The sequence below is a fragment of the Porphyromonas bennonis DSM 23058 = JCM 16335 genome, assembly GCF_000375645.1.
GTDB classification, from domain to species: Bacteria; Bacteroidota; Bacteroidia; order Bacteroidales; family Porphyromonadaceae; genus Porphyromonas_A; species Porphyromonas_A bennonis.
This window is the reverse complement of record NZ_AQWR01000007.1, coordinates 33,226-58,550: the sequence shown is the minus strand read 5'-3', so window position 1 is coordinate 58,550 and position 25,325 is coordinate 33,226. Positions and strand designations below refer to the sequence as shown.

21 protein-coding genes, 2 tRNA genes and 1 riboswitch are annotated in these 25,325 nt (G+C 56.7%); of the genes, 3 read left to right on the top strand and 20 right to left on the bottom strand.

All coding sequences use genetic code 11. From position 1 onward, the window contains the following. From B088_RS02490 to B088_RS02440, 11 genes are all read right to left on the bottom strand, one after another. Nucleotides 1–240: transposase (locus B088_RS02490; RefSeq protein WP_018106827.1), on the bottom strand; the 240-nt coding region annotated here is incomplete at its 3' end. 66 nt (nt 241–306) lie between these two features. Continuing rightward, nucleotides 307–894 carry a 4'-phosphopantetheinyl transferase family protein gene (locus B088_RS08265; RefSeq protein WP_018106826.1) on the bottom strand — a complete coding sequence of 196 codons (588 nt, stop codon included), beginning with the start codon at nt 892–894 and terminating at the stop codon, nt 307–309. Then, nucleotides 891–2,270, bottom strand: a complete 1,380-nt coding sequence (gldE, locus tag B088_RS02480) for a gliding motility-associated protein GldE (RefSeq protein WP_018106825.1) — start codon at nt 2,268–2,270, stop codon at nt 891–893. The genes B088_RS08265 and gldE overlap by 4 nt, the downstream gene beginning before the upstream one ends. Nucleotides 2,271–2,301: 31 nt before the next feature. Further along, entirely contained in the window at nt 2,302–2,736 is a 435-nt protein-coding gene (locus B088_RS08260; RefSeq protein ID WP_018106824.1) for a single-stranded DNA-binding protein, read from the bottom strand. Nucleotides 2,737–2,740: 4 nt separating this feature from the next. Then, nucleotides 2,741–4,102: a histidine--tRNA ligase gene (gene hisS, locus B088_RS02470; RefSeq protein WP_018106823.1), complete on the bottom strand. Its 1,362-nt coding sequence runs from the start codon at nt 4,100–4,102 to the stop codon at nt 2,741–2,743. Between the two features lie 26 nt (nt 4,103–4,128). Continuing rightward, nucleotides 4,129–4,686 (bottom strand): nitroreductase family protein, encoded by a 558-nt coding sequence (locus B088_RS02465; RefSeq protein WP_018106822.1) that lies wholly within the window; start codon nt 4,684–4,686, stop codon nt 4,129–4,131. A 9-nt stretch (nt 4,687–4,695) separates the two neighbouring features. Beyond that, nucleotides 4,696–5,313, bottom strand: coding sequence for a riboflavin synthase (locus tag B088_RS02460; RefSeq protein ID WP_025081876.1), 618 nt, complete (start codon nt 5,311–5,313; stop codon nt 4,696–4,698). 72 nt (nt 5,314–5,385) lie between these two features. Continuing rightward, entirely contained in the window at nt 5,386–6,756 is a 1,371-nt protein-coding gene (locus B088_RS02455; protein WP_018106820.1) for an alpha/beta hydrolase family protein, read from the bottom strand. Between the two features lie 247 nt (nt 6,757–7,003). Then, a riboswitch (cobalamin riboswitch) is annotated at nt 7,004–7,208 on the bottom strand. Nucleotides 7,209–7,409: 201 nt separating this feature from the next. Beyond that, nucleotides 7,410–10,115 (bottom strand): TonB-dependent receptor, encoded by a 2,706-nt coding sequence (locus B088_RS02450; protein WP_155802256.1) that lies wholly within the window; start codon nt 10,113–10,115, stop codon nt 7,410–7,412. Beyond that, nucleotides 10,076–11,002: a GLPGLI family protein gene (locus tag B088_RS08255; RefSeq protein WP_050560110.1), complete on the bottom strand. Its 927-nt coding sequence runs from the start codon at nt 11,000–11,002 to the stop codon at nt 10,076–10,078. Before B088_RS08255 ends, B088_RS02450 begins: the two co-directional genes overlap by 40 nt. Nucleotides 11,003–11,330: 328 nt before the next feature. Continuing rightward, entirely contained in the window at nt 11,331–12,713 is a 1,383-nt protein-coding gene (locus tag B088_RS02440; RefSeq protein ID WP_018106817.1) for a tetratricopeptide repeat protein, read from the bottom strand. A 228-nt stretch (nt 12,714–12,941) separates the two neighbouring features. Here B088_RS02440 and typA point away from each other — a divergent pair, with 228 nt between their 5' ends. The 3 genes from typA to B088_RS02425 all read left to right on the top strand — a co-directional run bounded on the left by typA (nt 12,942) and on the right by B088_RS02425 (nt 14,984). Further along, nucleotides 12,942–14,744: a translational GTPase TypA gene (typA, locus tag B088_RS02435; RefSeq protein WP_018106816.1), complete on the top strand. Its 1,803-nt coding sequence runs from the start codon at nt 12,942–12,944 to the stop codon at nt 14,742–14,744. A gap of 68 nt (nt 14,745–14,812) precedes the next feature. Further along, nucleotides 14,813–14,885 (top strand) — tRNA-Gly (locus B088_RS02430). 12 nt (nt 14,886–14,897) lie between these two features. Continuing rightward, a tRNA-Leu gene (locus tag B088_RS02425) sits at nt 14,898–14,984 on the top strand. Between the two features lie 83 nt (nt 14,985–15,067). Here the strand turns inward: B088_RS02425 and B088_RS02420 are convergent. The 9 genes from B088_RS02420 to B088_RS02380 form a co-directional block, all read right to left on the bottom strand. Beyond that, nucleotides 15,068–17,551: a bifunctional UDP-N-acetylmuramoyl-tripeptide:D-alanyl-D-alanine ligase/alanine racemase gene (locus tag B088_RS02420; RefSeq protein WP_025081874.1), complete on the bottom strand. Its 2,484-nt coding sequence runs from the start codon at nt 17,549–17,551 to the stop codon at nt 15,068–15,070. Then, the gene (locus tag B088_RS02415) at nt 17,548–18,534 is read right to left on the bottom strand and encodes a GSCFA domain-containing protein (protein ID WP_025081873.1); all 987 of its coding nucleotides are present in this window, start codon (nt 18,532–18,534) and stop codon (nt 17,548–17,550) included. Before B088_RS02415 ends, B088_RS02420 begins: the two co-directional genes overlap by 4 nt. A gap of 233 nt (nt 18,535–18,767) precedes the next feature. Beyond that, nucleotides 18,768–19,283, bottom strand: a complete 516-nt coding sequence (locus B088_RS08250; protein ID WP_018106813.1) for a copper resistance protein NlpE N-terminal domain-containing protein — start codon at nt 19,281–19,283, stop codon at nt 18,768–18,770. A 150-nt stretch (nt 19,284–19,433) separates the two neighbouring features. Next, nucleotides 19,434–20,318, bottom strand: coding sequence for a 1,4-dihydroxy-2-naphthoate octaprenyltransferase (gene menA, locus B088_RS02405; protein ID WP_018106812.1), 885 nt, complete (start codon nt 20,316–20,318; stop codon nt 19,434–19,436). Beyond that, nucleotides 20,311–21,660 carry an aspartate kinase gene (locus B088_RS02400; RefSeq protein ID WP_018106811.1) on the bottom strand — a complete coding sequence of 450 codons (1,350 nt, stop codon included), beginning with the start codon at nt 21,658–21,660 and terminating at the stop codon, nt 20,311–20,313. The genes menA and B088_RS02400 overlap by 8 nt, the downstream gene beginning before the upstream one ends. Next, nucleotides 21,657–22,385, bottom strand: coding sequence for a cell division ATP-binding protein FtsE (locus B088_RS02395; protein ID WP_018106810.1), 729 nt, complete (start codon nt 22,383–22,385; stop codon nt 21,657–21,659). Before B088_RS02395 ends, B088_RS02400 begins: the two co-directional genes overlap by 4 nt. A 165-nt stretch (nt 22,386–22,550) precedes the next feature. Continuing rightward, on the bottom strand, nt 22,551–23,021 hold the full coding sequence (locus tag B088_RS02390; RefSeq protein ID WP_018106809.1) for an Hsp20/alpha crystallin family protein: 471 nt from the start codon (nt 23,019–23,021) through the stop codon (nt 22,551–22,553). A gap of 200 nt (nt 23,022–23,221) precedes the next feature. Further along, on the bottom strand, nt 23,222–24,034 hold the full coding sequence (locus B088_RS02385) for a cytochrome c biogenesis protein (protein ID WP_018106808.1): 813 nt from the start codon (nt 24,032–24,034) through the stop codon (nt 23,222–23,224). Beyond that, the gene (locus B088_RS02380; protein WP_018106807.1) at nt 24,034–25,308 is read right to left on the bottom strand and encodes a cytochrome c biogenesis ResB family protein; all 1,275 of its coding nucleotides are present in this window, start codon (nt 25,306–25,308) and stop codon (nt 24,034–24,036) included. Before B088_RS02380 ends, B088_RS02385 begins: the two co-directional genes overlap by 1 nt. Nucleotides 25,309–25,325 lie beyond the last annotated feature (17 nt).

The window sequence follows — 25,325 nt, the reverse complement described above, 5'->3', positions numbered from 1 at the left end:
CATAACCTGCTCTCTGATTTGTTTTGGGGTTGTGACCCCAAAGGTACTGGTCCAGCGGGAAATGGTTGTAATCGGCACGTCGTGACGCTTACTTAGTGCCTCGAGAGTCTCGCCCGTACATACCATTTCGCGCAAGACTTTTAATTTAAACTTGTCGCTGTAGCTCCTCTGTTTTAGACCCGTTTTTTGGCTCTTCCGAGAGGTTTCTCCCGACTTTTTCGCTTCATTCTTGTTGTTCATTTCTGCTCCTCTATGTGTGTACTTTTCTAGGACACCACACCGATATTAGTCAGAGCCGAATTTTTCTCAGAGGATGATGAGTCGAACCTCCGCCTCGGGCGGGGTGGCGAAGGCGAGGACGAGCGAGTCCGGATAGGCGTGATTGCTCTCGGAGAGGGTGGTCAGTTCGCTCCCCGACCTGTAGGATACCGATACTTCGCCGATCCTGCTTACGGCAAAGAGTCCCGGCTCTATCAGGGTGATGTCTCTCCGGAAGTCCCTCACGTAGCGGCTGAATGCCTTGAAGACTGCCTCCTTGGCGCTCCAGAGTCGCAGGGGTGTGATCTCAGGGAAGCGCACCATCACCTCGAGGTCCTCCTCTGTCGCATAGCGAGGGAGGATCCTCGCTGCCTGGTCGGCCTTGTCCTCCACGTCAATGCCCACGGGGAGTAGTCCGATGGGTGCGACCTGGAGGGCAACGCTGCTGTAGCAGTCTGAGGATGAGTAGAGGAGGTCGGGCCGATCGGGGAAGTAGGGCGCTCCGTCGGAGAAGTGAGCTACGTGGGGTAGCTCATCATCGCTGAAGATCCTCCGGAGACCTCGCTTGAGGGTGAGGTGCGTGTCCTCACCTTGGTCCAGTCGTGGGACCACGATCACAGAGGAGCAGTTTGTCATGCCTTGACCTCTGCGATGCTATCGGTCGCACTCTCCCCGGGGAGGTGCTCTTCACCCGGGATAAATAGGATCTTGCTGATGCGTCGATTGGTGACGGAGAGAACCTTGAACTGATGTCCGTCGATCGTGATCACCTCATTGACCTGCGGGAAGTCACCCTTCACCTCCAGGAGAAGTCCCGCCAGTGTCTCAGCCTCGTCGGAAACCTTGATGAGCGACTCGTAGTCCTCGACCTTGACGATCCGGAGGAAGTCCAGGATGCTGATCTTGCCGTCAAAGATGTAGGTGCCGTCTGGCAGAGCGCGGTAGAGCTGCTCGTCCTCGTCATACTCGTCCTCGATGTCTCCGACGATCTCCTCCAGGAGATCCTCCATCGTGACGAGACCGCTGGTGCCACCATACTCATCCACGACGATGGCCATGTGGCGCCGCTCCTTACGGAAGACCTCCAGCATGTGACTTACCTTGACATCCTCCGGGGTGTAGAGTACCTCTCGCAGTAGTCCCTCCCAGCGGAAGTCCGGCGCCTCACCCAGGTGTCTGAGGAGGTCCTTGGCGTAGAGGATCCCCTTGATCGAGTCGATCCGCTTGTCGTAGACCGGTATGCGCGAGTAGCCGCACTCCTCCACGAAGGTCAGCACCTCCGCATAGGGTGTAGAGAGCTCTATAGCTGCCACGTCGATCCTCGGAGTCATGACCTCGGAGACCGTCTTGCGCTGGAAGAGTAGGATCTCATTGAGCACGCCCTGCTCATCGCTATCCTCGGTGGTTAGCTCGATCGCTTTGCTGAGGTCCTCCCGATCCAGTTCAGTCTTATTCTTTGTCAGTGAGCTGGCGATGGACTCGCCCATCCTTACGAGAGCCTTATTGATCCCCTTGAGTGCGCCATAGAGGGCAAAGAGCGTAGTGACGTTACGTCGTGCCACCCGTAGCGGGTCCATCTGAGTGGAGACCTTAGGGATGATCTCCCCGACCAAGAGGATGACGAAGGTGATCACCACCACCTGTAGTATGAAGCCCAGTGTCTGTGCGTGGGAGAAGTCCAGCGTCTGATTGACCACAGAGTCGCTGAGCATGACGATCGCCGTATTGACGAAGTTATTGGAGATCAGTATCGTACTCAGCATATTCTCGCTATGCTCGAGTAGGTAGAGCACCTTCTTATCCTTCTCGTCCTTAGAGCCCTTGAGCTCCTCCAGGTCTGACGGGGTGAGGGCGAAGTAGGCTACCTCAGAGGAGGAGCAGAAGCCGCTGTAGAAGAGGCATACTGCGATCAGGATGAGGGTGATGACGAGCGTCAGGATCCCCTCCGGGTCCAGCGGTATGAGACCTACTCCCTGGAGTAGTCCGCTACTGATGTATTCGATTCCTTCCAAATATCAAAGCTATCTATCAGTGGGTCGTGTCTCAGAATGGTAGGCTCGACTCCGCGTCCTTACTGAGCGTCTCCCTGTAGTCGGAGTAGGGCGAGTTCACGGTCTCCTCTGTGGGTGATGCCTGTCTGGGCTGAGGCTTGGAGATAAGTGTCACTCGGTCGGCGATGATCGTCGCCTTGCGGCTGTACCGATCCTCACCGCTGCGGTACTTCTTGTAGGTCAGCCTGCCGACGACCCGCACCATGTATCCCTTGCGAATATAGGCCTCTACGTAGTGGGCCGGATCCCGGTAGCAGACGACGTCGTGCCAGTCGGTCACTGTACCCCCCGGGCTGTCGGGGAGGAGACTGTCCGTCGCCACGCTGAAGGAGGCCATGCAGGTCCTCTCGTCTAAGTAGCGGATCAGCGGGTCATGCCCCACGTTGCCCTGGAGCTCTACCCTGCAGTATGTCTCACTCTCCTCCATGGACTTACGATCGGAGGAGGGTGATCAGCTCCTCCGCGGTGTAGCTCTTCTGGTCGCCCGACTCCATATCCTTGACGCTGATGGTGTGCTGCTCGATCTCGTCATCGCCGACAAAGGCGACGTAAGGGATCGAGAGCGCATTGGCGTAGGACATTTGCTTCTTCATCTTCGCATCGTCCGGGTAGACCTCCGCCGTGATCCCCTCACGACGCAGATCGCTCAGGAGCGGGAGGATGTAGTCCAGAGCTTTCTCCCCAAAGTTGATGAAGAGCAGCTGAGTCCCCGAGTGGGTCGACTCGGGATAGAGATCGAGTGCCTCCAGTACGTCGAAGATCCGCTCTGCGCCGAAGGAGATCCCGACGCCGCTCATGCCGCTCTGCCCGAAGACCCCCGTGAGATTGTCGTACCGACCTCCACCGGTGATGCTCCCCATCGGTGTGTCGAGCGCCTTCACCTCGAAGATGGTCCCGGTGTAGTAGTCCAGACCGCGAGCCAGGGAGAGATCCAGACGAACCTCATTTTGCAGCTTACAGTGGCGTAGCTTATCGAGGATATAGGTCAGCTCCTCCACTCCCTTGCGTCCCACTTCGCTCTCTCCGAAGAGGTCAGCGAGCTTCTCCAGCTTTTCCTCATTGCTACCCGAGAGACCAAGGATCGGCTTTAGGCGACTAATCGCTTCCTCGCCGATTCCCTTGCTTCGCAGCTCCTCCTCGACGCCGTCCCAGCCGATCTTATCCAGCTTGTCGATGGATACGGTCAGGTCGATGATGTTCTCTATGCCGAGCTGCTCGCTGAGAGCGGTGAGGAGTTTCCTGTTATTGAGCAGGATTACGACACGGACTCCCAGCTTGGTGAAGACGGTGTCGATGATCTGTGTCAGCTCCACCTCATGCAGGAGAGAGTCGGAGCCGATCACGTCGGCATCGCACTGGTAAAACTCGCGGTACCGACCCTTCTGGGGACGATCCGCACGCCATACCGGCTGGATCTGATACCGCTTGAAGGGGAGCGTGATCTCATTGCGGTGCTGCACCACATACCGAGCAAAGGGGACCGTCAGGTCATACCGCAGCCCTCGGTCGCAGGCTCGGGAGGCAAAGTCGGCCGGATCGATCGTCAGCAACTCCTGACGGTCGAAGTCCTTGAGGCTGTCCCCTGAGTTAAGGATCCGGAAGATCAGCCGATCCCCCTCATCGCCATACTTGCCGAGCAGGGTGGAGAGGTTCTCCATAGCCGGTGTCTGTATCTCGCGATAACCGTAGAGCCGGTAGGTGCTGATGATGGTGTCGAGTATGTAATTTCGCTTCGCCATTTCCTCGGGGGAGAAGTCACGAGTGCCCTTGGGTATGCTTGGTTTCTGAGCCATGAGTATGATATGCTACAGAGATGAGGTTAGTACGTATTATAGGAGCGGATCTTGTCCATCTTCTTCCTGGTCTTGGGACGCATCGGATCGTCGGAGTAGCCGAGCGAAATCACCAGCTGGACTGTCTTCTCCCGTGGTATGCGGAGGAGGTCTTGGATCTTCATGTTGTCGAGCCAGCCTATAACGCATGTGTCAAGCCCCTCGCTGCGTGCTGCCAGCGTAAGGTAGCCCACAGCGATGCCGATGTCGATCCGGGAGAAGTGCTGTTTCTTGAGGAGGTTACCCACCTTCGCCGCCACATTAGCTGACTCCTCGACCACGACGATGAGCGCCGGCGCTTCCTTGGCGAAGGTGTTCATCGACGGGAGTAAGGGTGAAGTGAGACACTTAGCGACAGCGACCTTAAGCTCCGGATCATCGACAACGATGAAGTGCCACGGCTGCGAATTGGTGGCGGAGGGTGCCAGATGAGTCAGATCAAGTACGCGCTCGATCGCCTCACGAGGGACCGGCTTATCGAGATACTTGCGAGTGCTCTGGCGCGAATGGATCAGCTCGCTGAGAGGGTTGCTGTCAGGGTCCATGGGAGAGCGTTACTGGCGGTAGGTAATGAGCTTGGCGAGGTACTTGCCGATGATGTCAAACTCGAGATTCACCCGCTTCCCCTCCGATAGATCCCCAAAGTTTGTGATCTCCTTAGTGTAGGGGATGATGGCGACCTTGAAAGTGTCTCTCTCGGAGTCCACGACGGTGAGGCTGACTCCATTGATGCAAACGGAGCCCTTCTCCACAGTCGTGTAGCCGCGAGCAGCCATCTCGTCAGGGACGCTGTAGCGGAAGGTGTAGTAGGTGCTTCCCCCCACATCCTCCAGCCCGATGCACTCGGCAGTGGTATCGACATGCCCCTGGACGATATGCCCGTCGAGGCGACCGTCGCTCCTCATGCTCCGCTCCACATTGACCCGATCGCCGGGTCGGAGGTCGCCGAGGTTAGACCTCTGCAGGGTCTCCTGCACGGCGGTGACGGTGTAGCTCTTCTCCTCAGGATGGATCGAGACGACGGTCAGGCAGACCCCATTGTGCGCTACGCTCTGGTCTATCGCCAGCTCGTCCCAGAAGGGAACGGTCAGTGTGATGTCCACGTTGGTACTACCATGCGGGTGATCCATACGGAGCACCCTTGCCGTTGTCTCGACTATTCCGGAAAACATATAGAGAATTACTTACTTACTGATAATCGTCACTGATAGTGCAAATTTACCCAAAAGGCATTACCTGCCCAATTATCTCTCCCTGATCCACTCCGTCATCAGCTCCAGCGCCTCAGTCGAGAAGCCGGGCGTGAGGTGGATGTACTCGCCCGGGAGGCCGGTGGTGCAGGGGAGGAAAAGGTGATTGAGTCCCTCGAGCTCCTCAGTCCTTACGCTCTGCGACGCAGTCGCCAGGCGCTTGATCGCACCAAGGTTGCTTGAGGCCTCCACCTGCATGTCCTTGCTTCCGTTCAGAGCCAGTATCGGGCAGGTGACCCGTGGAAGGAGGGCGGCTGGATCGCTCCTGAGAAACTCCTTATAGTAAGGTGTGGAAGTGGCGTCAAGCATCGAGCTGAAGTACTTGTCGCTGAGCACCATCGCACTCGTCGCTGTGCGCTGCTCCTCGCGGACCAGCGGCAGAACCCTCTCGAAGTAGCCCCGCATCAGCGTAGAGTCTTCCGCTCTGGTGCTCGAGTGGTAGGCGAGATCCCTAAAGGTCTCGCTCGTTATCCTGCCGAAGTCCTCCTTCGCCTCGGGGCGGATCAGGCTGGCCATCATCACCACATTCTGGTACGTGATGATCTCTGCCCCCAAGGTGCCGGGGGCGGCAAGCAGCACGATGAAGTCGACCTCTGCCGGACTCTCTGCAGCGATCCTCTCAGCGATCAGTCCTCCCTCGCTGTGTCCTATGAGACCCACCCTCGAGTACTTTCCCGTCCCACGCAGGTACGCAAGAGCAGACTTGGCATCTGTCACGAAGTCACTCAGCATAGAGGCACCGAATGTCCCCGTAGACTCGCCCACGCCTCGCTTGTCGTACCTAAGCACGGTAATGCCCTGTCGGGTGAGGTGGTCGGCGATGTCGCGGAGAGGCGTGTGTGGTCCCAGCTTCTCGTCCCTGTCGTTAGGTCCGCTGCCCGCCACCAAGACTACTGCGGTAGCGCTCTTCTGCTCGCTCGGCTCCGTCAGGGTGGCGGCAAGGGTCACCTCCCCAGAGGGGATGGTGAGCTCGGAGGTGTGGTAGGGGAGGTCGTCCTTGGGCTTGCTCTTCCGGTACTCCCCTCGTATCAGATCCAGTCGAGTGGTAAATCCCTGCTGAGAGAAGTCTCCCCGGATAGTATCACCCTCGAGCCGACCGCTGTAGCCGGCACCGATGGCACGGCTCTGCCAGCTGAGCGTCCGGCTATCGGGGCTGTAGCTGATCTGATCCACCGGGATCCCCTTTGCCCCCTGCTCCGGACTATCTAAGGTGGCGGAGTAGCCATCGCCCTCCTCCGTGATGTGGAGCACAAGCGGGAGGGTGTAGGTCGGGGTGACCCGCAGGATCCCATGCCAAGTATCGGCGATCTGAGCCTGGCAGGTGAGCGCAAGGATGGATAGCGTGAGGATAAGGTAATTTCTCATGGCTATGGATAGAGTGACTTGTTATATGGGTGAAAGATACAAAAAAAGGAGAGACCGCCACCGTCGGATGTCGGTGACCGTCTCTCCCGGAGTGCATGGACTCGATCCGCTTCGCAGAGGGTCGTCATCTCTTAGTATGAATTATCTAACCACACTTGGGATAATAGTCGCTGATAGCGAGTCAAAAAATGGAAAATCTAGATGGACTACATCCTTACAGTGGCACCGCCCCAGTCCTCGGGAGCGATACAAAATGCACGCGACGGCAGGTTTTCTGGCTCGTCTCTCGGCTCGTCGCCTTCCCATACTCCCCACGAGGAGGACCACAGTGGCATCACTTCGAGCCGATCGGTTGGAGACTTACAGCAGCGGGTCTGCACAGGACTTGCACCTGTTTCCCTCTTATTCCGATGAGCGAGTGTCCATCGGATCACCGTCATTGCAAAGATACGTTTTTTCTGATCTTCACCTTCATTTTTTCTCCGGCGGATCCGCAGATTGGTGTGTCGGGCAGGGGGTGAAGAGATATCCTTTGGTGCTGAGACAATAAATGATGAGAGTCCTACTTCAGTACCTACAAAATACACAATCAAAGGGATCAAATGCACACCGTGGTTTGGTGCTTATTCAAAGGAGTTTGGTCGAGGGAAGGGTCAGAAGCTCCAGCGCACACCTGCGAGAAGCTCTCTGCCGCGAAGGCGGTAGGAGCTCGCCACATAGTCGGCACCGGCGTAGCTCTCGGTCCGGTAATCGGTCTTGTCGAAGAGATTACGCAAGTTGACCGAATACTCCGGGGCACTACTTCCACGAGAATACCGAAGAGACAGATCCCCTATCGGTACCATACGGAGTGGTCGCAGGTTACTCCAGATGCCTCGCCCGAGGAGCGTGGCGGTGATCTCCCAGTCTCCAGGCTTGAGTGTCACTCCACTGCGGATGTCCAGCTCCTGAGGGATCTCCTCTGCAGCTGAGGTCGGTCCGCCCTCCATAGAGAGGTGGAAGCGGGATGCTGTATAGCTTAGCGTGACCCACCCACTCATTAGCCCCTCGGAGGGGGTGTAGCGGTAGCTGGGGGAGAGTGTAAAGGTTTGTGAAGAGAGGGTGAGCGGGTGGTTATTGCGGATGACGGAGTTACGACCCATTATGGCGCTCAGGTCAAGGCTAAGGACAGACTCCAGTCGGTCATCCAGACCAAGAGAGAGCCCTGATCCGAGCGTGATAAAGTGTCTCAGGGAGACACCGGAGATATAGCTCTCACTGGAGAAGTCGGGATCAATCTGCTCACTGCGGAGGAGATTTTGCCGAGAGCCTACATAGGTAAGCGTGGCATGACCGGACCGAGCCGCAATGGGATCGCGATACCTTGTCCCGAGAGAGGCGCTATAGCTCCATTGCTCCGGATCGGATGTGGCATCCACGACGGTCATACTTCTGTAAGAGGTCATCACCGGAGCAGTGAGGTGGCGAAGCAGCTCTCCGCTCTGCCGCTTGACTCGACCTCTGAGGGTGGTGGACCAGAGTGGTGACCACCGCTGAGTGTGTCTTACGGAGAGTGTTGGCACCCAGCGGAGCTGCCTCAGTCCGGTTGTCTCAGCCCGATCAAGTCGAGTGTACTCGCCCATGATCGGAGTCTCTACTTCGGTCTCTGACATGGAGTGCTCCAGCCTCCACTTAAGCAGGATATAGGGGCGTAGACGAGTCAGGGTCAGATCGTTGACCTGCTCTCTTCCCATCTCGGAGTATGCCGTGTAGAGGCGATCGACATCAAGTGCCATCCCAGGTCCCATCTCCAGAGACCATCGATGCGGGAGCGAGATGCGGAGTTCATACCGGTGATCAGTCCGCACCGAGAGACCCGAGAGTTGCTGACCCCGCTCCGTACCCTCCTCGTCATCGGGGGTGACGGAGGTATGGGCACTCGGGATACCTCCCACATAGATGTCGGAGGAGAGTGTGTAGAGGTTGTCTTTGCGACGGAGGGTGTGGATCAGCTTATTGGAGAGGTACCACTCGTCGTGCTCGGATAGCATCTGTAGTGGACTGCCCCCCTGCAGCAGGTGGTGCGCATCCTGCCTGCTCCAGCTTCCGGTGAGCTCGTCCATCAGATAGAGTCGGTCGAGGTTACGCTCGTACTTCACCCGCAGGAGTGCTTGTCTCTCATGTTTTAGAGCGTGATCCGCCTCGTTGATATCGACAGTCTGGCCCCCTACCGTGTAGCGCGTCGACCTCTGTCCGTAGGTGTCCCGTCGGGTATCGGAGAGTGTGAGACCGGCACTCAGCAGCTCGTCCCTCCCTTGCCGTATGCGGCTGATCGTGTGAGCAGAGGCTGCCAAGTCTCCATTGTAGTCGTAGTAGGATCGAGGCAGTGGCACCTCACCCATGGAGGGCTGTGACACCAGTTGTCTCATCTCGAGACCGGGCGCAGCAGAGACGCCCGGTAATATGGGTACAAAGTCCTCACCTCCGTTGTGCCCGCTATTGTCCGCCTTAGCTACTTCGAGGTTTTGCTGACTTCGAGCTATCCGGAGACGGAATGCCTGCCCCTCGTAGAGAAGGGGTCGACAGCCTGTGCCGGCTTTCGCTTCCGCATAGAGGATGGGGCGGAGCTTTACCTTATCCTTAAGCTTCAGATTGATCGCCGCATTCTCTGTACGCTCTAGATTCCGCCGTACCTTGATCGGCTGGTCATGCTCGTAGACCTGTATCTGCGCCACCATATCTGGTGATATATTGCGGGTGGCGAGGCGGTACTGTCCACCCAGCATATCCAGATCCTCTATCATCACTCTGGTGATCGGTCTGCCGAGATACCTGATCAACCCGTCCGAGGAGACCTCTATCCCGGGCAGACGTCTCAGGAGATCCTCCACGCTGTGATCCTCCTTACGCCTGAGGAGCTCGGTATTATAGTTGATTGTGTCTCTATGCCCGGTGATGGCCGGAGCTCGGCTCACCACCTCGCTCAGGAGCATAGGGGCTGCCTTCATCTCGATATCCGGCAGTGGCAGCGGCTCCCGCACCCGATCTGAGGGTAGGCGAAGGATCCGGGTCTCGTAAGTCATCGCCGCCACCCGAAGCGTCAGACTATCGGCGTGAGGGAGACTCTCATGCTCCAGACAAAACCTTCCCTCCTTGTTCGTCAGGGCGTAAGCAACCATATCGCCCTCCTTCCCCTCCAGAAGCGTGACGATCACCTCAGGCAGGGGACCATCGGCATCCACTACCCGACCACATAGCCCGGTACCTCGGCTCTGCGCCAGAGCCGATCGGGGCGTGCCCGCAGTGAGGATCGACAGGAGGACAAGTAGTCCCGCAGCGACTACTCTTGCTGCTGAGCTTTCCGACTCTGAGTATCCCATTCGTTGCGCATCTTCTTATCCATCCAGTCCAGCTCATAGGGGACATAGAAAAGCCTGTTGTACTTCGGCACTGTCGGGGTGCCATCGGGATTGGTCAGCTTGAGACCCATGGTTGCAGCCGAGCCGGAGAAGTTCCACTTCGACCGGCTAATCGTCCGGTAGTAGCCTTTGCGGTCAGTGATGAATCGTGTCTTATCGGCGCCAAAGTAGTCACGTACGTTGATCGGATGTGCTCCCGCCCTGCGTATGACGATCGCTTCCATGCGTATCTGTTCAAGCTCACTCTCCGCCGCGAGGATCAGTCCGGGGAGACCGTCTAGCTTGTAGGGCCCGTCATTGATCGGGAGATCAGGTGCGTACCACACGGTCCAGTGACGTCCCCTAAAGTCACATTCCGCCCTCCGACAGTGTTGCCCCAGGATCTCTCTCTCTCCACCCTTGACAAGTGTCCATACGATCTTCTTCATCGGTTCTTCGTAGACGTAGGTGCCAAAGGCAAAGTTAGCCACCACCCAGGTTCGCTTCGTACGATCCTTGATCAGAATGGGATGAGATCTCGTGACCCCGATACTGTCGGAGATCGCGTCCCACTCTGCAGACGTCACTCGGTAAGATCTGGCATAGCAGACTGAGTCTACCTTGTATGACAGGTAGGGTGTATAGAGTGACGCTCTTTCACCATTCTGTAGGATGAATAGCTCTACTTGATGGCGTGTCTGATAAGGGTCCTCCTCGGACACCTCATAGATTACCTCCAGCCTAGGGGTATCCATGACTTTCGTAGGGGATAGTCTCGCATACTTATTACCGGACTGAGCTGATGCAACGACCGGCAATGTCGGTAAGAGGATAATCGCAAGGAGAGCGATGAGAGTGGATTTTTTCATACTGCATGCATAAAAAGTAAAGCCCCGCCCCCGACGATAAGACGATCAATGATTATTCGGTTGGCGTTATATGTCTCAAACGTAACACAAATATCGAATAATGCAAAAAATGGGGATCTGCGGTTTGGTGTGACGGGGGTGTGGGCGAGGGGATCGGCTCAAAACTAAACCCGGTATTAGTGATCTCTATTACCGAGTTTAGTGATCACTAATATCGGGTTTAGATTTTTCTCTGTGCGGTGACGCTGTGGAGCCACCTCGGTGACATAAGAGAGAGCACCCGAGAGGTTGATCTCGAGTGCTCGTCCGTGTTTGATCTGAGGGAGGGTTACTTGCGGAGTCGTATATTCAGCTCATCCTGAGCCATGTCCCTCAGCTTGATCAGCTGCTCGTCCTCCGGCTCGCGCTCCAGCCCCTCCTGAGCGGAGTCCAAGGCACGACCGTAGTCGCCGAGACGGTAGTAGCTCTGAGCCGCCTTGCGTAGGTAGAAGAGGTACTTCGCAATGTCCCTCTTCTTGGCGCAGAAGTTGATCACCTCCTCCACCACATCGATGTGAGCGGAGTACTCCCCGAGTGCGAAGTACGCATTCTCGAGGACAAAGAGCGTACTAATGTTATTCGGCAGGTCGCTCTTTTTCTCATTGATGAAGTCGAGAGCTGCGTGACGAGTTGTCTCCCTGGTCTCCAGGTCTTCCGTCGCGGTGTACATCCGTACGTAGGCTGTGATGGACTGCTTTATGGCCTGCTCTACCTTGACCCCCTCCTCTATGGATGTGTAGAAGGACTTGAGCGCAGCCTGGAAGTCCTTGTCCTCCAGATGGTCTATTCCCTCGTCGTAGGCCTGTGAGTCCTCGTCCGAGTCCTCCTGGTCGCGCCCCTTGCTGAGTACACTCTCGAGAGCCTCCAGGATAGAGCGGGTGCTCTGATTCTTGGGGTGCTTCTCGGCGATCATATTGAGCAGATTGCGAGAGCGGAAGAGGTCTCCTTGGCTTGTCAGCTCCATCACGATGTCCAGCAGCTTGTCGATCGTCTGAGGGCGTACGATAGCCTTGGCAGAGAGTCCCTTGTGATTGGATCCCGGTAGGAAGGCGACCTCGATGTTGTCGCCGGAGAAGTCCCTGAGGGTGTCGTCGAGGAGGTCGGAGCGATTGAAGTAATAGCGTTTCTGGTCGGTGGTGTCTATGAAGCCAAATTGGTAGGACGGTCTGAGCTGAACGATCTTGCCGGTGGGAGAGACTACTACCTGATCCTCTTTCCTGCTGTTGCTCTTAGCCTGTACGTAGGCCTCACGCACGCCCTCCACCGCTTCTTCATTTCTCTTCTTTGTCTGTCCCTTCTTGCTCCAGTCGTTGAGTAATGAGGGGTCTCTCTCCGTGAGGATGGATAGCGGGACGCGGTCGCCCGGCTTGTACTTTGTAAATGGCTTGGCAGGCTCAGTCTCGATCTGTGGAGCCTGGTCGGGGGTGGCTGCAGAGGGGGCTTCCCTCTCTTCCTCCGGCTGTGCGGGTTCGGACGCCTCGGCAGGAGGGTTGCTCACGGAGGCAAATGTGCGTATGCTTGACTCGCTTATGCCCTTGACTTGATTATTACTTAGTCGGAGGACGATGTAGTCCGGCCCGAAAAAATCGATCTGACCCCGGATGGTCTCCGAGTCCGTCGTGATCTCAATCAGATCACCGGTCTGAAAATTAGACTTTAAAAATTCTATCATGATAAAAAGGTAACCGAAGAGGAAATCTCAGCACAATAGGTGCTACTGCTCTAAGTCTTACAAATGTAATCAAAACGTTGGATCTATCGCAATACTCGAAGCCATTTGTTTAAGTCCCGAGGGCGGGCTGCCATTCTTGCGGAGCCGGGTGGAGAATCGGGCCGGGTTGCTCTGGTGGGGTTCATTTCATTTTGTGTAACTTTGCACGCACATTTTAGGACGAAAAAGATGGAAGAAAATAAGATCAGAAATATCGCAATCATCGCTCACGTCGACCATGGTAAGACCTCTCTCGTGGATCGTATGCTGCAGGCGGGTAACCTTTTCAGGGACCCGAGCGAGAAGCTGGAGCAGGTACTGGACAACAACGACCTGGAGCGTGAGCGAGGTATCACGATCTTCTCCAAGAACGTCTCGATCCAGTACAAGGACTACAAGATCAATATCATCGATACACCCGGGCACGCAGACTTCGGGGGTGAGGTGGAGCGCGTCCTTAATATGGCTGACGGCTGTCTCGTGCTGGTGGATGCCTTTGAGGGTCCGATGCCGCAGACGCGCTTTGTCTTAGAGAAAGCCCTTCGCATAGGACTGAAGCCGATACTCGTGATCAATAAGGTCGATAAGCCTAACTGCCGACCAGACGAGGTGCAGGAGAAGGTCTTTGACCTGATGTTTGACTTAGACGCATCCGAGGAGCAGCTCGAGTTTCCCACCTTCTACGGCTCTGCCAAGCAGGGTTGGATGAGTACCGACTGGCATAAGCCGACGAAGGATATCACTGAGCTGCTGGATGGCGTGATCAAGTATATCCCTGCGCCGCCGATCAATGAGGGACCGCTCCAGATGCTGATCACCTCCCTGAGTTACTCCTCCTATGTGGGACGTATCGCCATCGGGCGTGTCCATCGCGGTACGATCCGCGCCGGGCAGGAGATAGCGCTGATGAAGTCGGACGGAACGATCGAGAAGCAGCGGATCAAGGAGCTGGATATCTTCAGCGGTCTCGGTCGACAGAAGGTCGACGAGGTGCACTCCGGCGACCTCTGTGCCGTGATCGGCATCGACGGCTTCGAGATCGGGGAGACTATTGCGGATCCGGAGTCACCGGAGATGCTCCCGACGATTGCCGTCGATGAGCCGACGATGAGTATGCGCTTTACTATCAATAACTCGCCATTCTTCGGTCGTGAGGGGAAGTTTGTCACCTCACGCAAGATTGAGGATCGGCTGATGCTAGAGACGGAGAAGAATATCGCTCTCCGTGTCGAGCAGACCGATAGTGCAGACAGCTGGATGGTTTATGGCCGTGGAGTCCTCCACCTCTCCGTCCTGATTGAGGAGATGCGTCGTGAGGGCTACGAGCTGCAGGTCGGTCAGCCTCAGGTGGTGATCAAGGAGATTGATGGACAGAAGTGCGAGCCGATCGAGGAGCTGGAGATCGAGGCTCCCGAGGAGTGTGCCAGCAAGCTGGTGGACCTCTGCATCCGTCGCAAGGGAGAGATGGTGGCTATGGAGACGAATAACGGTCGCGTCAGCGTCACCTTCCATATCCCCTCCCGAGGGATCTTTGGACTCAATAACGCTGCCCTCACGCTCTCAAGCGGTGAGGCCATCATCTCGCACCGATTCCTCTCCTTCGAGCCTTGGAAGGGGGATATCCCCGGCCGCACTAATGGCTCCATCGTCTCACTGGAGACCGGCAACGCCTTTGCCTACGCACTCAACAATCTGCAGGATCGCGGGCGCTTCTTCATCGCCCCGGGTGAGGACGTCTATGAGGGGCAGGTTGTGGGTGAGCACAATAAGGATAACGACCTCCCCTGCAATGTCTGCAAGTCAAAGAAGCTGACCAATGTCCGCGCCGCCGGAAGTGACGATAAGGTAGTGCTTGCACCACCTATTGTCTTCTCGCTCGAGGATGCGCTGGAGTACATCAAGTCAGACGAGCTGGTGGAGATCACTCCTAAGAGTCTCCGACTGCGGAAGATCCTCCTGAGCGAGCTCGATCGTAAACGGGCCGGGAAGTAAGCAGGCACATTGCGGAGTTGCGATAAAATCGTAACTTTGCGTCACTAAACCGATGGGGGATGGGTTTTGCGGAAATAGCTCAGTTGGTAGAGCGCAACCTTGCCAAGGTTGAGGTCGCGAGTTCGAGCCTCGTTTTCCGCTCAATGATTCGCCGCCCGAATGGTGGAATCGGTAGACACGAAGGACTTAAACTCCTTTGACCCGAATAAGGTCGTGCGGGTTCAAGTCCCGCTTCGGGCACAGAGAGAGTCATCTCTAAGCACAAAAAAGCGCACGTCAGGCAATTACTGCCCGGCGTGCGCTTTTCCTATATACTCACGGCGTTACTCGGTGAAGTAGTGTCTGGCTATGCGGCTCGAGAGACGGGAGAGGATCTCGTAGTGGATCGTGTCGCAGGTATCCGAGAGACGGGTGATGGGGAGCCGGTCATCGAAGATCACGACACGGCTTCCCTCGACGGCGGTGGGCGCATCGGTGAGATCGATCATCACCGCATCCATGCAGACGTTACCGACTGTGGGCACAAGAGCGCCTGACTCTGTCCGGAAGAGTGCCCGACCATTTCCCAGCTGTCGAGGGAGTCCGTCGGCGTAGCCTATCGGTATCACCCCTATGCGCGAGTCTCGCGTGAGGAGTCCCTTCCGCCCGTAGCCGACAGTGGCACCGGCGGGGAGCTCTCGCGTCTGGAGGATCACGGAGGAGAGTGAGGCTACCGGCTCCAGTCCCATCGGGTCTACCTGCAGCGGGGAGAGTCCATAGAGCCCGCACCCGAGCCGGACCATATCAGACCTATAGCCCGGGAAGCGCGTCATGCCGGCGGTGTTGAGGGCGTGCTTGAGGAAGGGGTGGGGCAGCGCCCGACGCAGTCGCTCCTCTACACGATCCAGCATAGCCAGCTGCTTGTAGGTGTAGTCGTCCTCAGTTGGCTCGTCAGCGACCGAGAGGTGGGTGAAGATCGAAGCGACACGTACCGCGCTGGTCCGTGAGAGGATGGTCAGCACCTCCTCCACCTCATCCTCGTCAAATCCGGTCCTGTGCATGCCGGTATTCCACTTCAGGTGGATAGGGTAAAGGTGTGCACCGTACCGCTCTGCTGCTGATATGAAGTCGAGGAGAAGGTGCTTATTGAAAATGTTTGGCTCCAAGTGGTTGCTCATGATCTGCTCATACGATCCCGGCTCCGGATTCATCACCATGATCTGCGTGGTGATACCGAGGCGGCGCAGCTCTTTCCCCTCATCGCAGACCGCTACGGCGAAGTAGTCCACCCCACCGGTCTGCTCAAGGTATCGTGCCACCTCGTTGCTCCCGAGACCATAGGCGTTGGCCTTAAGCATGCATGTGAATCTCATCCCCTTCGGGAGGTGCGCCCGGTAGAGGTCGAGGTTGTGTCCCAGTCGAGACAGATTGACACTCAGGATCGTCTGGTGCACTCGCCGCACCATTCTCCTCACGATCTCCTCGAGGTGGCACTCGTGAGCGCCCTTGATCAGCACCACGTGATCGGCGAGGTACTCCTCCGGCCGGTCGGCAAGGAAGTCCTCCGTCGAGCGGTAGTACCTCGCATTGGGAGAAAAGGTGGTCCGGTACTCTCCCACCTCATCGCCGATCAGTATCGTCTCGGAAAGGTCAAAGTGGCGGAGGAGACTTGAGATCGTGGAGTATAGCCCCGTCTTGTCGTGGCTGCTCTCCCGGAAGGCTGACAGGATGACGGCTGACGGCTTGCCCAGCAGCTCCTGACGTCGTCGCAGCGCAGAGAGCGCAATGGAGAGGGAGTCTATGTCGGCATTGTAGGTGTCGTTGATGATCGTCATGCCGTGCTCGCCCTCCAGGGTCTCGAGGCGCATGGAGACCGGCTCCAGTCTGTGGGTAAAGGAGAAATCCTTCAGCCGCTCCGGTGCCAGCTCCGTCAGTATGGAGAGCGCCAGATAGCAGTCCTCGATCGTCCCGTCATCAAGGAAGGGTAACTCGAAGTGTGCCTCCCTTCCACTCAGAGTTGCGTCCACGTCCACGCCTCCGGGAGTAGGCACCTCCTTTCGGATCAAGAGCACCGCATCCTGACGGCTTCGGCTCCAGCCGGTAAGGGTAAAGGGGTAGCTCTCCTCCCTCAGCACCGCCTCTAAGTCAGGATCCAGATCAAGGCACCCGTAGACCCGGTCGCAGTGACGGAAGAGCTTGAGCTTCTCCCTGATCAGCGCCTGCCGATCGGGGAAGTTCTCCATGTGAGCCGTCCCCAGGTGGGTCAGCACCCCCACCGTCGGCAGGATGATCCGCTCGAGCCGATCCATCTCACCCGGTCGCGAGATACCCGCTTCGATGAGAGCGAGATCGGCGTCATCGCTGATGCCCCAGAGGGAGAGCGGTACACCGATGGCGGAGTTGTAGCTTCGGGGGGAGCGGGACACCTTTTTTGTCCCTCCGATCATCTGATAGAGCAGCTCCTTGACGGTCGTTTTCCCATTACTCCCCGTGATCCCTACGACAGGCATCGATAGCCTGTGGCGGTGGAGCGAGCCCACCTGCTGCAGGGCGGCGAGGGTATCCGGTACCGTGATAAATGTGGCATCCCGATACTCGTTGGTCGGGAAGTTCCGATCGGAGACGACAAAGGCACGGACACCCCGGCTGTAGAGCGGCTTGATGTACTTGTGTCCATCCTGCTTCTGTGTGACAAGGGCAAAGAAAAGCGTTCCCTCGGGGAAGGTGAGCGCCCTGGAGTCGGTCAGAAGGGTGGTGATCATACGACCGTCCCTGATCGTTGGGTTTCCCAGTGCTGAAGCTATATCGGTGATAGTTACTGATGTCATAGATGTGATAGTGTCTCTTGTATCCGCTGTATCTCATTGTCGAGATAATCCCTCGGCAGCTCTGCTCGGATCTCGAGGAGGGTGCTGAGCAGAGAGTCGTAGTAGGCTCGGAGGCTCTCCCGACTGTCTGTCAGCGGTCTGTGATTGAGCTGCTTGCGTACCTTCTCCCACTTCTGTAGCGCAGGTCCGCTCTCCTCTCTGAGGTAATACTCGCGGAAGCGCTTGATGATATACTCCGCTGCCTGGTCACTGGGATGCGCCATATCTCTGTCGTAAAATCGGTAGTCCCTCAGCTCGTCCTGCATGATCTCATACGAGGGGAAGTAGGAGACCCGATCGGGGAAGAGCTCCGTGAGCCTCTCGGCAGCCAGTAGCAGGATCGCCTTGCTGAGGCGACTCTCGTGCGCCCCGTCCCTATAGTGAGGGATCGGGCTGACGGTGAGGAGAATCCTAATACCGGGTGCCTGCTCAGTCAGTGTAGGTATCAGCCGACCCCAGACTGAGACGATCTCATCAATCGAGAGACGACGGCGAGTGAAGTCCTCAGCCGGTAGCTTGTGGCAGTTGTTGACCACCTTCCCCTGTCGCTCGTAGACCCAAGCGGTGCCGAAGGTCAGTATGAGTAGGTCAGTCCCGACGAGCGCATCCCTTGACCTCTCAAATGACTCCCGCATCTGCTGTAGAGCCACTACCTTACTGCTGTGAGAGAAAGCCCCATGGTGCATCATGGAGTGCCAGCGACCATCCCGCAGGATCAGCTCGTCCTCCCGCGGAGCGTCGTCTGAGAGGAGACGCTCCATGCCCTGAGCCATAGAGAGAGGGTTGTACATGATCCCATAGGGCGAGTCGGTCACGTCGTAGAGTGCTCCCGTGAGGTAATCTCTCAGACGGGTGGAGAAGCAGGAGCCCCAGAGTGCGAAGCGATCTCCTCTGTCGTAGAGCCTGTCCGGCTTATTTATCTCGATGACCTTGCGAAAAATCATACCCCAAAGGTACCGATAATCGGTCGCAAAAAGCAGAGTCGGCATAGTCCACTCCACAGCCCTCAATCTGATACCGGTATTAGTGAAGTCTAATACCGGTATTAGTTGCGACTATTACCGGTAATAGAATTATCCGAGATCGGGTCTGGTACGGAGGAGTACAAAAAGAGAGGGACACATCCGACTCGGACGCATCCCTCTCTTTGCTTGGTTATCTGACCAAGGTCAGTGGATTACTCCATGGTCTCAGCGACCTCAGACTTCTTGACGAGAGTGTAAGCCTTTACATCCTCGGGGAGTGTGCCGTCGGCATTGACGACGATCAGGTTGCCCTCCTCATCCTTCTGCATGCGGATGAAGGGAGTAGCTGCGGTCTCCTCATTGATCTGGCTCATCAGGACGATGATGCCATTCTCATCGATGGTGAAGGTACCATTGTCGTGGAACTTCTGCTCACCATCGCTGACGAGAGCCTGGTCGTAGGTGTAGCCACCCTCGGGGGTTACAACAAATACGGTACGAAGACCGGAGGCGTCTGCTGCGGGCAGCTCACCCTCGTAGGTGCCGACAAAAGGTGCAGCAACAGCGGCACGTACAGCGGCGATAGAGTCCTGACGGGCTACCTCAGCGAGAGAGTCAGCCTTGGCCTGAGCCATAGCTGCGTCCTCCTTGCTCTGCTTACCATCGCAAGCAGCCAGACCAAGTCCGAGTGCCAGTGCGATTGATGCGATTGCGAAAATCTTCTTCATGATATTACTACTTAATGATAGTGATAAATTTCTGCTCTTGTTGATTCTGAAGCTGGTAGATAGCAACAGGACCAATTATTGTGCAAAGGTAAGCAATGATTTTGAATTACGTATAAGAATCGACCAGAACTTTTACTTTTCCCCCAAATATCACAGTATCTGGAGGATAAGAAGGAGAATGCCGATCACCAGGGAGACGATATTGGTGTACTTCAGGAGCTTATTGAGGTCCGGACCGTGCCAGCGGTAGATGCAGACGGTCAGCATAGCCACGAGTGGGATGATCGCCAGCACTACCGCAGTCACTCCCCAGCTCTCGGTGGCGAGACGGATCCCGACGGCTATGAGGATCACGGTCATTAGGCTATTGAGGAGGTACATCGTGGGACCAAAGTGCTCCCCCATGCGGACGATGATCGTCTGCTTGCCGCTCTCTCTGTCCTCTGCGTAGTCCCGGTAGTTATTACAGACAAGTATATTGTCCTCCCAGATCCCTATGCCAACCGACATCAGGAGGAGATAGAGTGGCGGGGTGCCGCCAATGGCTCCGTAGGTGGCCAGGATCGGGGTCATCCCGTAGAAGAGTACCACCGCCACATCTCCCAGCCCGTGAGTGGAGAGTGGATAGGGGCCGTAGGAGTAGGCGTAGACACAGACCAGCACCAGCAGCCCCACGACGATGAGCCACCACGCTCCCGTCAGCAGCACAGCCACGATGCCGGAGAGGATGGTGATCCCTGTGGAGATCAGCATGGCGGTCAGCATTTCGCGTGGGGTCACTTCGCCGGTGACCAGCACACGCCGAAATCCAACTCTCTTTGCTGTGTCCTTTTCCCCCTTATAATCGAAGTAGTCGTTGGCAAAGTTGCTGGTGATCTGCGCCGATAGGGCGACAAGGAGGGCGCAGAGGTAGGGCCAGAAGTCAAATACTCCCTCAGCGATCAGTGCTCCCAGCACCACCAGCATCGGTGCAATAGATGCCCCTAAGGTGTGAGGTCGGGTGGCGTAGACCCAGGTGCCAAGGCGGTTACTCATCCTCCGACTCCATGAAGAGGTGCTTGTGGAGCTGATTCATCGCCAGCTCCTTGTCCTCTGCTCGCACAACCACTGAGACGTTGTGGTCCGACCCCCCGAAGGAGATCATCCGTACCGGCAGGTCCTTTACCGCCTCGATGACGCGGGACTCGAAGCCGACGTTCTTCCAATTGAGATCGCCGGCGATACATAGGATCGTCATGGGGGAGTCGAGGGTGACGGTGCTGAAGCGCCGGAGGTTGGCGAGGATGTCCTCCAGCCGGTCTGTGTCGGTGATGCTGACGGATACCGACACCTCGCTGGTGGTGACCATGTCGATGGGGGTCCTATTGGCCTCGAAGACCTCGAAGATCTTACGTAAAAAGCCGTACGAGAGCAGAAGTCTCGTGCTGCGGATCCTAAGCACGGTGACGCCGTCCTTGGCGGCTATCGCCTTGAGTGCTCCCTCGTCCATGCGGTTGGAGATCAGTGTCCCTTTTGCCTGAGGATCCATAGTGCTGAGTAGCTTCACCGGCACATTTGCCATTTTCGCAGGTATAATGCAGGAGGGGTGGAGGATCTTTGCACCGAAGTAGGCCAGCTCTGACGCCTCGTCGTAGTGGAGTGTCCTCACGGGTCGGGTGTGCTCCACGACACGCGGGTCGTTATTATGCATCCCGTCGATGTCGGTCCAGATCTGGATCTCCTTGGCGTCGAGGACGGAGCCGATGATGGTCGCGGTGTAGTCGCTGCCGCCGCGCTTGAGGTTGTCCATCTCGGAGTAGGCATTGAGACAGATGTACCCCTCCGTGAGGAAGAGCGTCTCCGTCGAGTAGTCAGCCATCGTCTGCAGGAGACGATCCTGTATGCGCGGGAAGTCCGGCTCGCCATACTGGTCGGTGCAGATGAAGTCGAGTGCGCTGAGTCGGATCGGGTTCTTCCCTTGCTCCTTGAGGTAAAGCTCCATCATCCGGACGGAGATGACCTCGCCCTGACCGAGCACCTGCTTCGTCTCGTAGTCGCTGAAGAGGCGCTCCGTCTCGAAGCCCCTGAGGAAGCTCATCTTCTCGTCTACAAAGACCTTTGCCAGAGTCTGCGACTCCTTACTCTCGTAGAGTGCATCGATGGTGTGGTAGTACTTCTGCTCCAGCTCGTCGATCAGCGTGAGTGCACCCTGGACATTGGAGTGGGCGAAGTGGTCACTGATCTCGACCAGTGTATTTGTGACGCCACTCATGGCACTGAGGACGACGATCTTGAAGCGATCGTCCTCGATCAGTGAGGCGACATACTTGATGCGATCGGCGGAGCCTACCGAGGTGCCGCCAAATTTCATGACAATCAGCTCTGAGAAATCTCTCATCTCTCTGTACTCTCTTGCTCCTCAGGCTCCTCCACAGGTGTGCGGACGGTCATCTCGTGTAGCTGCTCGTCCTCGATCTTGAGGATCCGGGAGGGATACTTCCGCATCATCTCGTAATTGTGTGTGCTCATGATCACGGCGGTGCCGCCCTCGGTGATCTTCCGGAATAGCTGGAAGATCTGATCCCCTGTCTCCGGGTCGAGGTTTCCCGTCGGCTCGTCGGCGAGGATCAGCTTGGGCTTATTGAGCAGGGCTCGAGCGATGACCATACGCTGTTGCTCACCGCCCGAAAGCTCGTGAGGGAGCTTGTAGCCCTTGTGATCCATCCCCACCTTTGTCAGCACTTCATCGATCCGATGGCTAATCTCTCGCTTGTCTGACCAGCCGGTGGCGCGGAGGACGAAGCTCAGATTATCCTCGATCGTGCGGTCATGCATAAGCCGAAAGTCCTGGAAGATAATCCCCATCTCGCGTCTCAGGTAGGGGATCTGGCGTCTCTTGATACGCCTCAGGTCAAACTTCCCGAAGTGTGCCTCCCCATCGCTTATCGGCACGTCCGCATATATGGTCTTGAGCAGCGTCGACTTCCCCGATCCCACGCGTCCGATCAGATACACGAGGTCTCCCGCATTGATCTGAAGGTCTGTGTGGCGTATGATGACATTCTCCGCCCGGCGGATGGTGACGTCGCGATACTCGAGTACAGAGTTTTCAGCCATATTCATTGATTGCTGTATAGTATGAGTCCTACTGAGGATCTTAGGCAAAGGTAGCGATTTTCATTCTGTTGCGGGAACGGCTTGCGACACACCAAAAGTAAAGGGACTGCATAGAGAGTTGTCCTCTCTATGCAGTCCCATTGTTTTACCAAGTTCTTCTCTAATCTGAGCTTAGTCGATGTTGATGGCTCTTTCGATGCTCGGCTTCTCCTCAGGCTTGACCTTAGGGATCACCACCTCGAGGATGCCGTCCTCCATCTTGGCGCGGATGCTGTCAGCGTCCGCATCCTCGGGGAGGGAGAAGCGCTGCATCGAGCTCTGGTGGTAAAACTCCCGACGGAGGTAGTGCACCGGCTTCTGGTCGGACGTAGCCACCTGCTTCTCATCCGAGTTTTCGGTCTTGGGCGCTTCGTCGCAGCTCTTCTTGTCCAGCGAGATCACGAGGTTGCCGTCCTGGTCAAGCTTCACATCCACATCCGCCTTCGTGAAGCCGGGTGCCGACACCTGTAGCTTGTATGCATCCTCCTCCTCGATCACGTTGGTCGCGGGACTGGAAGTTCCGCGCGTGGTGCTGTAGTAGGGACGGAGGAAGTTGTCGTTGAAAAAGAGATCGTTGAAGAGATCAAATCCTGTACGTGTCATAATCCTTATGCTTTGGTTGGTTTACTTTCCTATTCAGTCTCAGGCTCAGAAGCCATCAACACCAAGCATAGGACAAGTTTGGTACCATATGCAGATGTCTGACAATTAGGGTATTATGCTGACAAAGCTGTCCGACCCCAATGTCCGACGCAGAGACAGGATGTCCCTTGGAGGCATCCGTTTTGTCACGGATGTGTCACTTATGTCGTCCCGTAGGTGTGGATGCTGCCCTTGGCGGAGGGGAGGTAATTGACTCCATACCAGCACATCTGCAGGAAGAGAAAGCTTAGGATAAGCAGCCAGATCGAGGTCCTGAGGTCTGCCGGGTGAAACTTCCTGTGGTGGAGGAAGAGCAGGTACGCTGCGAGGGTTATCGCTGCCCATGTCTCCTTTGGATCCCATCCCCAGTAGGTCCCCCACGCTGCTTTTGCCCAGATTGCACCGAGGATCAGCCCGATCAGGAGAAATCCGATGCCGGTGTATGCGAGATTGTCCATCACCCTGAGCAGCTCCGTATGGTCGCCGGACCTCTTATACGCGGCGTAGAGCCCGATAATCAGCGAGATACCAAGCATCCCGTAGGCAAACATATAGGAGATTACATGGGGGACAAAGTAGGGGCTCACAAGTGCCGCCATCATCGTCTTGGAGTGGATCTGAGGCTTGACGATATTGATGATGATGAAGACTGTCGCCAGTATGGTGCTGAAGGAGAGGATCCACCGATACCGCCATCGGCTGTAGACGAGGATACCGGCAATCAGGACGAAGAAGGAGTAGAGCAGCCTCGTCTCGCCTTGTGTCCGCATCGGTGGACGCCCCAAGCTGACCCACATTCCGGCAATGAAGTAGGTCATAACGAGGAGTGCTGCGGTGGAGAACAGTATCGCGAGCGGTCGATGCCTGATCCAGCCCATACCGGCTCCCACGGAGGATAAGAGTATCACAGTCACCCCGTACCAGACGAAGTGATCCCAGTGGGTCTGTGACAATAGGTTGAGTATCTGAACCATTACTTATCCGTGGGCGGACTGAATATGAGTAAGATCGCCCCGAGCAGGAGCATCACCAAGCCGATGTAAATGTGCGGCATATAAGGGTCTCTTACTAGCTCCAGCTGTGTCAAGTCGCTCCATCGCCCCTTCCGCTCGTCGTAGCTGAGTTGATAGATGTACCAGTCACCAAGTCGTAGAGGACTATTGACAGAGATCGTCGCCTGACCGGTGCTTCCCTCCCGTGTGTAGTAGACGACGTCCGAGTAGTACTGCTTCGGCTCGCACTCCGGCATCACGAGAGTCAGACTGTCTTTGAGTGTGAGAGCGCGATAGGGGATGAGGTAACTCCCATTGCTGACCCATCCCGAGACAGCTTCGTCTCCCTCTCGTGAGACAATGACGTGTGCCGCCATCGTCGCACCATCGCTGCCCCACTCGACATAGCGCAGGGTGTCGCCACTCATAACCGGTGCGGCGAGGGGAAGTTGCTCATCTACAGTCACGTGCCACTGACCGAGCAGACCACTCTGTGGGAGCGGTTGATCGAGAAGTAGCTCAAGGGGTGTGCCGCCTTTCCCCTTTACCAGCCCCTCTCTGCTGTCAAGGAGCATTAGCTTGGGCGGATACTCCTCCATTCGGAAGTCCTTGAGCTCGATCGCTATCGGTAGCTCCACCGGTTCCTGACGCCCATCGATCAGTCCCCTCCACTCGGTGTCGCCCTCGGTAATGGTCATCCGGTAACGCTCTATGGCACTGGAGCTGAGGAGGGCAAAAGTGAGGAAGTAGGCGAGTCCCAGGTGATTGAGTACAAAGGCTCCGTCACGGATCGGTCGGCGGAAGTGCCACACACGGCGCATCGTCACACAGAGCAGGACTAGTAGCAGGTAGAGGTATGAGGTGATGAATGGATAGGAGTGTACTACGGAGGTGGCTCCCATATGATGAAGTACTCCACCCATCCCGATGGCCATCTCCGGCGGCACCTGAGTCGTCAGTCCTGCCAATAAGGTCACCCCCATAAAGAGAGTGATGCTGCAGATGGTGGCTGCCGGGCTAAAGAGGTATCGGATTGCCTCCGGCACCTTTGTCCGCTCCCTGAGCCCCGTGAAGATCCCCGCTGTCAATACAAGGACGATGACAGCTCCGATGACGGTCGTGTGGGGGATCATCCCTCCCGGTAACGGACCGAGGATGCCCTGCCAGAGGAGTGCGATCAGGAGCAATCCGCCTGTGATGACCCAGCCCTCTCTGTACCCCCATCTCCCACTCCAGAGGCTATTCTTCTTACCCATCGCGACGATTTCCCTTT

What these genes read in the sequence shown, in the direction of transcription:
- B088_RS08265 (WP_018106826.1), bottom strand. Translation starts at nt 894, where the DNA reads ATGACAAACTGCTCCTCTGTGATCGTGGTCCCACGACTGGACCAAGGT.
- B088_RS08260 (WP_018106824.1), bottom strand. Translation starts at nt 2,736, where the DNA reads ATGGAGGAGAGTGAGACATACTGCAGGGTAGAGCTCCAGGGCAACGTG.
- hisS (WP_018106823.1), bottom strand. Translation starts at nt 4,102, where the DNA reads ATGGCTCAGAAACCAAGCATACCCAAGGGCACTCGTGACTTCTCCCCC.
- B088_RS02465 (WP_018106822.1), bottom strand. Translation starts at nt 4,686, where the DNA reads ATGGACCCTGACAGCAACCCTCTCAGCGAGCTGATCCATTCGCGCCAG.
- B088_RS02460 (WP_025081876.1), bottom strand. Translation starts at nt 5,313, where the DNA reads ATGTTTTCCGGAATAGTCGAGACAACGGCAAGGGTGCTCCGTATGGAT.
- B088_RS02455 (WP_018106820.1), bottom strand. Translation starts at nt 6,756, where the DNA reads ATGAGAAATTACCTTATCCTCACGCTATCCATCCTTGCGCTCACCTGC.
- B088_RS02450 (WP_155802256.1), bottom strand. Translation starts at nt 10,115, where the DNA reads ATGGGATACTCAGAGTCGGAAAGCTCAGCAGCAAGAGTAGTCGCTGCG.
- B088_RS08255 (WP_050560110.1), bottom strand. Translation starts at nt 11,002, where the DNA reads ATGAAAAAATCCACTCTCATCGCTCTCCTTGCGATTATCCTCTTACCG.
- B088_RS02440 (WP_018106817.1), bottom strand. Translation starts at nt 12,713, where the DNA reads ATGATAGAATTTTTAAAGTCTAATTTTCAGACCGGTGATCTGATTGAG.
- typA (WP_018106816.1), top strand. Translation starts at nt 12,942, where the DNA reads ATGGAAGAAAATAAGATCAGAAATATCGCAATCATCGCTCACGTCGAC.
- B088_RS02420 (WP_025081874.1), bottom strand. Translation starts at nt 17,551, where the DNA reads ATGACATCAGTAACTATCACCGATATAGCTTCAGCACTGGGAAACCCA.
- B088_RS02415 (WP_025081873.1), bottom strand. Translation starts at nt 18,534, where the DNA reads ATGATTTTTCGCAAGGTCATCGAGATAAATAAGCCGGACAGGCTCTAC.
- B088_RS08250 (WP_018106813.1), bottom strand. Translation starts at nt 19,283, where the DNA reads ATGAAGAAGATTTTCGCAATCGCATCAATCGCACTGGCACTCGGACTT.
- menA (WP_018106812.1), bottom strand. Translation starts at nt 20,318, where the DNA reads ATGAGTAACCGCCTTGGCACCTGGGTCTACGCCACCCGACCTCACACC.
- B088_RS02400 (WP_018106811.1), bottom strand. Translation starts at nt 21,660, where the DNA reads ATGAGAGATTTCTCAGAGCTGATTGTCATGAAATTTGGCGGCACCTCG.
- B088_RS02395 (WP_018106810.1), bottom strand. Translation starts at nt 22,385, where the DNA reads ATGAATATGGCTGAAAACTCTGTACTCGAGTATCGCGACGTCACCATC.
- B088_RS02390 (WP_018106809.1), bottom strand. Translation starts at nt 23,021, where the DNA reads ATGACACGTACAGGATTTGATCTCTTCAACGATCTCTTTTTCAACGAC.
- B088_RS02385 (WP_018106808.1), bottom strand. Translation starts at nt 24,034, where the DNA reads ATGGTTCAGATACTCAACCTATTGTCACAGACCCACTGGGATCACTTC.
- B088_RS02380 (WP_018106807.1), bottom strand. Translation starts at nt 25,308, where the DNA reads ATGGGTAAGAAGAATAGCCTCTGGAGTGGGAGATGGGGGTACAGAGAG.